Genomic DNA, 6,642 nt, shown 5'->3' with positions numbered 1-6,642 from the left:
GCCGCCGGGCGGCTGGCGACGGTGGGCGGCCTGCTGCGGACCCTCGACGCGCGGGAGGATCTGGTGGATTGCGAGTCCGCCAGCGGCGACTGCCCGATGAACAACAACTGCGCGCTGCGTGGGGCGCTGCGCCGGGCCCGCGAGGCCTTTTACCGCGAACTGGATCCCCTCGTCGTGTCCTCGTTGCCACACCCGTCGCAGATGGAACCCGTCTTTTTGGCATTGCTGAACCGCCGCCCCGCGTGATCCGCGGCGGGCCACCACCACGGACTCAACCGGTCTGGCGGCCCGAGAGCTTGTCGCGCAGCCGGTCCACCATGCCGACGCCGGGGCCCAGGGTCTTGTGGAACAGCTCGGAGTGCGGGGCGCTGGGATGGGGCCTGGTCGGCGCGACTTTCTTGGCGTTCTGGACCTTTTCACCCAGCTCAACGAGCCGCTCCGGGGGGATGTGGGCGCGCAGCTTCGGGAACTGATCCGTCTCCTCGTCGTTGGCGTGGTGGCGCAACTGCCCTTCGAGTTCCCTGACCAGCTCCATGAAGGTTGGGTCGGAGGAGTCAACGTCCTCCATCCGCTTCATCAGCTGGACGATCTCATCGTGCTCCTTCTTGTCATGCTCAACCTCTTCCTTGCCGTTCGGCACGTGCTCTTCGATCGCGGGATAGACGAGCATCTCTTCCGCGACGGCGTGGCGCATCACCTCCGCGATGACGGTATCGGCCAGGTCCCGGCGCTGGCCCGGGTCGGCGGTCTGCTCGATCTGGCTGAGCAGTTCAATCATTTCGCGGTGATCGGTCGTGAGGATATCGATGACATCCCCGCCCTGCGTATCGGCCATGACGCCCCTCCTTGGGTCGTTGCTCGTGAGCGTGCGTAGGAGGGCTCAACATACCAACGAGCGGCATTCGATTCCACGGTCCGAAGCGCTTTCGGGGTTGGGAGCGCGAAATCGGGGCAGCCGGTCTAGACCGGACGCGCGGTGTGTCCGCAGTTAAGCGGATGAGGCCCCCGCGCAGGTGCGCGGGGGCCTCATGTCGGGAACCTGTCATGGCGTCCCGCGTTCAGTCACTCAGGCGAAGCGGGCCTGGAGCTGCTTGAGTTCGGCGTTCAGCTCATCGGGCAGGGAATCGCCGAACTGCGCGTACCATTCCTCGATGCCCTTGAGCTCTTCCTTCCACTCCGCCGGATCCACCTTGACGGCTTCTTCCACCTGAGCCTGGGTCATGTCCAGCCCGGTCAGGTCGATGGAGTCGCCGGTCGGGATGTAGCCGATCGGGGTTTCCGCGGCGTCCGCGGTGCCCTCGATGCGTTCGATGGCCCACTTGAGCACGCGGGAGTTCTCCCCGAAGCCCGGCCACGCGAAGCCGCCGTCGGCATTGCGGCGGAACCAGTTGACCAGGAATACCTTGGGCAGGCGGTCCGGGTTGGCCTTGCCCTCGATGGTGCCCCAGTGCTTGAGGTAGTCGCCGGCGTTGTAGCCGATGAACGGAAGCATGGCCATCGGGTCGCGGCGGACCACACCTACTTCGCCGGCGGCGGCGGCGGTGGTCTCCGACGACAGGGTGGAGCCCATGAAGATGCCGTTGGTCCACGAGCGGGCCTGGGTAACCAGCGGGATGGTGGTCTTGCGGCGCCCGCCGAAGAGGATCGCATGGATCTCCACACCGTCGGGGCTGTAGTACTCCTGGGCCAGCATGTCGATCTGTGAGATCGGCGTGCAGAAGCGCGAGTTCGGGTGCGCCGCCGGCCGGCCGGAGTCAGGCGTCCAGTCGTTGCCCTGCCAGTCGATGAGGTGATCGGGCACTTCGTCGGTCATGCCCTCCCACCAGACGCCGCCGTCGTCGGTCAGCGCCACATTGGTGAAGATGGAGTTGCCCTTGGCGATGGCGCGCATGGCGTTGGGGTTGGTGCTCCAGCCTGTGCCCGGTGCGACGCCGAACAGGCCGTACTCGGGGTTCACACCGCGCAGTTCGCCCTCCTTGCCGATGCGCATCCAGTTGATGTCGTCGCCGAGGGTCTCGGCCTTCCAGCCCTCAATGGTCGGATCCAGCAGCGCGAGGTTGGTCTTGCCGCAGGCCGAGGGGAAGGCGGCCGCAATGTTGTACGCCTTGCCCTGCGGGCTGGTGAGCTTGAGGATCAGCATGTGCTCGGCCAGCCAGCCTTCGTCGCGGGCAATGACCGAGGCGATGCGCAGGGCGTAGCACTTCTTGCCGAGCAGCGCGTTGCCGCCGTAGCCGGAGCCGTAGGACCAGATGGACCGTTCCTCGGGGAAGTGCACGATCCACTTCTCCTCATTGCACGGCCAGACGACGTCGGCTTCCCCTGGTTCCAGCGGGGCGCCGACGGAATGCAGCGCGGGGACGAAGAAGGCGTCCTCTTGCTCCATCTTGCGCAGCACGTCGGTGCCGATGCGCGCCATGATGCGCATGGAGGCGACCACATAGGCCGAGTCGGTGATTTCAACGCCGTACTGCGGCTGTTCCGCGTCCAGAGGCCCCATGACAAAGGGGATCACGTACATCGTGCGTCCGCGCATGCTGCCGGCGAAGCGCTCCGTGAGGATCGACTTCATCTTCGCGGGGTCCATCCAGTTGTTGGTGAACCCTGCGTCTGCCTCCTTCTCGGAGCAGATGAAGGTCCGCTCTTCGACCCGGGCGACGTCCTTCGGGTCGGAGAAGCCGACGAAAGAGTTCGGGAACAGCTCCGGGTTCAGCCGCTTCAGCGTCCCGGCCTCGACCAGCTGATCGGTCAGGAGGGCGTACTCCTCTTCGGAGCCGTCCACCCAATAGACAGAGTCGGGCTGCGTCAGCTCTGAAACTTCGGCAACCCAGGCCAGAAGCTTTGCGTGTGTAGTTGGGGCATCCATAAGTGTTTCCTCAAGAACCGGCTGACGCGTGATATCGCCCATGACTCATCCCTTTCCTGGGCCAGTGGTGTTTCTAGATGCTATGGGTCGATGGCTAGACCAGCGGGCTGCAGAAAAAGGAAAATAGGTCTGGCTAGATGGGTAGAGCCCGGAAATCCGGGGATTTTCAACGTGTCAAGGCCCACAGGTGTGATTAAGGTCATATAGACCGGTCTAGTTAATGTGTCCCTTCAGGGGCTGCCCGACGCGGCTTCCCGGGATCAGCGGCCGCCCGGCGGGCCGGCGATGGAGACTCCTCTGGGTCAGGCAGACGGGCCTCGGGGGGTGAGGTGGCGCTCCCACAAGCAGCGCTGCGCGGAATTCCGGGGCGGAGGCGGGCGGGGCTCCCTCGATTTGGCGACTGTCCGGCAAACACGCTACAGTTGTATCCGGCCGCGAGGCCAAGCGCCCATAGCTCAGCTGGATAGAGCGTCTGTCTACGGAACAGAAGGCCGGGGGTTCGAATCCCTCTGGGCGCACCAACGAAATGCAGTCCGGTCATCGACCGGGCTGCATTTTTCTTTGCCGGCAACGTGCCGCGGCTCCAGCGGTTTTACCGGCCACTCCCCTCTCCGGGCTCCAGTGTCTCAACTTCGGATACTGGAAATTTCATCACCAGGGCGTGGACCCGGAGAAACTGCGGGAGGTTCCGCGCTGGCACACCGGCTACCGTCTACACTCAGCTTGAGCGCGATGTGCTCGGTGTGTGGAGCACCAGCGGTCGAGGGTCAACGCCGCGTTAGGCCAAGGCCTGGCCAGCCAGGGCTTCACGGAAACCTGCAGCGTAGGAGGTTGAGATGACGGCGACCCAGGCAAACCTGGCCGTGTTCCAGCAGCACCGCGGGCTGCTCTTTGGGGCGGCGTACCGCCTCTTGGGCAGCGCCGCCGACGCGGAGGACGTCCTGCAGGAGGCATGGCTGCGGTTCTCCGACGTGCCGCAGGACCATGTCCGGGAACCGCGCGCCTTCCTGCTGCGAACGGTAACCAATCTGGCGCTGAACCAGATCCGCGCCCAGCAGCGCCGTCGCGAAAATTACGTCGGGCCCTGGCTGCCCGAGCCGGTCAGTTCCCTGCCGGATGCGCCGAGCCCTCCCGCACCGGACGAAGCCGCCGTGCTGGCCGACGATGTTTCGCTGGCCATGCTGGTGGTCCTGGAACAGCTCTCCCCCTTGGAACGTGCGGCCTACATCCTGGGCGAGGTCTTCGGCTACCCGGCACCGGATATTGCCCGGACGCTGGGCCGCTCGCCCGCGGCGGTGCGGCAACTCATCTCGCGTGCCCGCGGCCACGTTGCCAGCCGGCAAGCCAGGAACCAGGTGGATCCGGCCCTGCACCGGCGGATCACCGAACAGTTCCTGGAGGCGGCCAACACCGGGGCCATCGAGCCTCTGCTGGGCCTGCTGGCCCCGGACGTTGTGCTGACCAGCGACGGCGGCGGACAGAAGACCTCGGCGCTGCGGCCCATCTACGGGGTGGAGAAGGTGCTGCGCTTCCTGCTCGGCATCACCGGCAAGCCGGACGCCCCCTTCCACCTGCATGTCGCCGACGTCAACGGGCTGCCCGGGCTGGTGGCCGTTGACGCGGACGGTGCGGTGGACACGGTCGCCGGCTTCCGGATCGATGAGGGCTTGGTCCGCGAAATTTTCCTCATCCGGAACCCGGACAAGCTTGGCCGCATCCGCATCTAGCAGGTGCACTGACCCGGCCGTCATGAGACGGTTAAAACTGGAGTCCGCGCCATCGTGCGCGCTCCTGTCATGTGTTGGTCCCGTATTGAGGAGGAATACCCATGAAGGTCACCGCCGCCGTCGTACGCGAGACGGGCGCACCGCTTTCAGTCGAAGAACTGGAGCTCGCCGATCTCCGGCCCGACGAGGTGAGGGTCCGCATGGTCGCCACCGGCATCTGTCACACGGATTCGACCGCACGCGACGGGGCATATCCCCTCCAATGGCCGGCGGTGCTCGGACACGAGGGCGCCGGCGTGGTGGAGGATGTGGGCATAGCGGTGACGAGCGTCAAGGCTGGTGACCACGTGGTGCTGGCGCCGGCATCGTGCGGTACGTGCAAGCAGTGCCGCCGCGGGGAGATGGCCTACTGCGAGCACTACATCGCCATCAATCTCAGTGGCCGCCGTACCGCGCTCTCGGCCGACGGTGAATCCGTGGCCTCCCACTTCTTCGGCCAGTCGTCCTTCTCGTCGTACGCGAACGTGCTGGAGCGCTGCGTGGTCAAGGTGGACCCCGACGTTCCGCTGGAGATGCTCGCCCCGCTGGGGTGCGGGCTGCAGACCGGTGCCGGGGCGGTGCTCAACGAGCTGCGGCCGGAGGCGGCATCATCGCTGGCGGTGATCGGCGCCGGGGCGGTCGGCTCGGCGGCGATCATGGCGGCCAAGATCGCCGGCTGCACGACGGTGATCGCGGTGGATCTGCACGACAACCGCCTGGAGACGGCCCTCGAACTCGGCGCCACCCACACCATTAACTCCGCCAAGACGGACATGGGCGAGGAACTGAACCGCATCACCGGCGGGGAGGGTGTGGACTACATCGTCGATACCACCTCGGTGCCCGCTGTGCTCAACCAGGCTGCGCGCGCGCTGGCCTTCCGCGGCACGCTCGTGGCCGTGGGCAACACGACCTTCGGCACCGAGGCACCGTTCGAGATCGGCGAGTCCCAGGTGAAGGGATGGACGTTTAAAATGAACGTCCAGGGCAGCTCGGTGTACCAGGTCTTCATCCCGCGCCTGATCGAGCTGTGGAAGCAGGGACGGTTTCCGTACGACAAGCTGGTCAAGACCTACCCCTTTGCCGACATCAACCAGGGTTTCGAGGATTCGGCCAGCGGTTCTACGATCAAGCCGATCCTCCTCTTCTGACCGGCTGACCGGCGGAATCCGCCCCGGCTGAAACGCGTCCGCGAGGCGCCGCCCGGCCACGCTCAGCGCAGCACCACGAAGTCGGTCACCGCGGCGTCGCGCCCGTCCAGCTCCGCCCAGCTCTTGCCGTGCTGCAGCACGGTCAGGCCCGAGGTCGGATAGTGGGTGGCCATGTCCACCACGGCCTCCTCGTCGGAATCCCGCGATGCGAGCCGCATCGCCAGGTCCTGCACCGCCGGCATGTGGGCCACCACCAGCAGGGACGTGATGGTGTCGGGCAGCCGGTTGATCTCGGACAGGACCCGCACGGCCGGCGCGTCGTAGAGTTCGTCGGACAGCATGGGGGTCGGCGCCTTCTCCCCCAGCTCGCTGCACACCCAGGTGCAGGTCTGGCGGGTCCGCAGTGCCGACGAGCACAGGATGAAGTCCGGGATGCAGTCGTGCTCCACCATCCACCGTCCGATCTGCGGCGCCTCGTCGTGGCCGCGCTGGGCCAGCGGCCGCTCGTGGTCCTCGACGCCCAGCGGCCACGCGGCCTTGGCGTGGCGCATGATCATCAGCTTCTTCAGGTGGTGGTCGTTCACACCACGAGTGTATGCGGCCCTTGTCAGCGCCTCCGCGCGATGCGAAGCTCGGGACATGGCAGAGCGGACCCTGGAAGCGGATGTCGTGGTACTCGGGGCCGGGGCGGTCGGCGAGAATGTGGCGGACCGGACCACCCGCGGCGGACTCAAGACCATCCTGGTGGAATCGGCGCTGGTCGGCGGCGAGTGTTCCTATTGGGCCTGCATGCCCTCCAAGGCCCTGCTGCGCCCGGGCACGGCCCTGCAGGCCGCGCGAAGCGTCAAGGGCGCGGCCGAAG

At 66.4% G+C, this 6,642-nt stretch carries 6 protein-coding genes, 1 tRNA gene and 1 pseudogene; 5 read left to right on the top strand and 3 right to left on the bottom strand.

What is annotated here, in order from left to right; translation table 11 throughout:
- Window positions 1-246, top strand: a pseudogene (locus tag AC5RUJ_RS08830) (Rrf2 family transcriptional regulator); the annotation flags it as partial.
- Window positions 247-271: 25 nt separating this feature from the next.
- Here AC5RUJ_RS08830 and AC5RUJ_RS08825 read toward each other — a convergent pair.
- Window positions 272-835 carry a hemerythrin domain-containing protein gene (locus AC5RUJ_RS08825; protein ID WP_494002290.1) on the bottom strand — a complete coding sequence of 188 codons (564 nt, stop codon included), beginning with the start codon at window positions 833-835 and terminating at the stop codon, window positions 272-274.
- 231 nt (window positions 836-1,066) lie between these two features.
- A complete protein-coding gene (locus tag AC5RUJ_RS08820; protein ID WP_494102270.1) occupies window positions 1,067-2,905 on the bottom strand; it encodes a phosphoenolpyruvate carboxykinase (GTP) in 1,839 nt (612 codons plus the stop codon).
- A 402-nt stretch (window positions 2,906-3,307) separates the two neighbouring features.
- On the opposite strand from AC5RUJ_RS08820, the gene AC5RUJ_RS08815 reads away from it, so the two are divergent.
- The 3 genes from AC5RUJ_RS08815 to AC5RUJ_RS08805 all read left to right on the top strand — a co-directional run bounded on the left by AC5RUJ_RS08815 (window position 3,308) and on the right by AC5RUJ_RS08805 (window position 5,780).
- Window positions 3,308-3,384, top strand: a tRNA-Arg gene (locus tag AC5RUJ_RS08815).
- A gap of 315 nt (window positions 3,385-3,699) precedes the next feature.
- Window positions 3,700-4,590: an RNA polymerase sigma factor SigJ gene (sigJ, locus tag AC5RUJ_RS08810; RefSeq protein WP_494002288.1), complete on the top strand. Its 891-nt coding sequence runs from the start codon at window positions 3,700-3,702 to the stop codon at window positions 4,588-4,590.
- 101 nt (window positions 4,591-4,691) lie between these two features.
- A complete protein-coding gene (locus tag AC5RUJ_RS08805) occupies window positions 4,692-5,780 on the top strand; it encodes an NAD(P)-dependent alcohol dehydrogenase (RefSeq protein WP_494024645.1) in 1,089 nt (362 codons plus the stop codon).
- A gap of 62 nt (window positions 5,781-5,842) precedes the next feature.
- Here AC5RUJ_RS08805 and AC5RUJ_RS08800 read toward each other — a convergent pair whose 3' ends face one another.
- Window positions 5,843-6,364, bottom strand: coding sequence for a SixA phosphatase family protein (locus AC5RUJ_RS08800; protein ID WP_494024340.1), 522 nt, complete (start codon window positions 6,362-6,364; stop codon window positions 5,843-5,845).
- A gap of 55 nt (window positions 6,365-6,419) precedes the next feature.
- On the opposite strand from AC5RUJ_RS08800, the gene AC5RUJ_RS08795 reads away from it, so the two are divergent.
- Window positions 6,420-6,642 (top strand): FAD-dependent oxidoreductase (locus AC5RUJ_RS08795; protein WP_494155766.1); only part of this gene is annotated, 223 nt, incomplete at its 3' end.

Source organism: Arthrobacter sp. Y3223164 (genome assembly GCF_059091005.1).
This window is presented reverse-complemented; position numbering and strand designations above follow the sequence as displayed.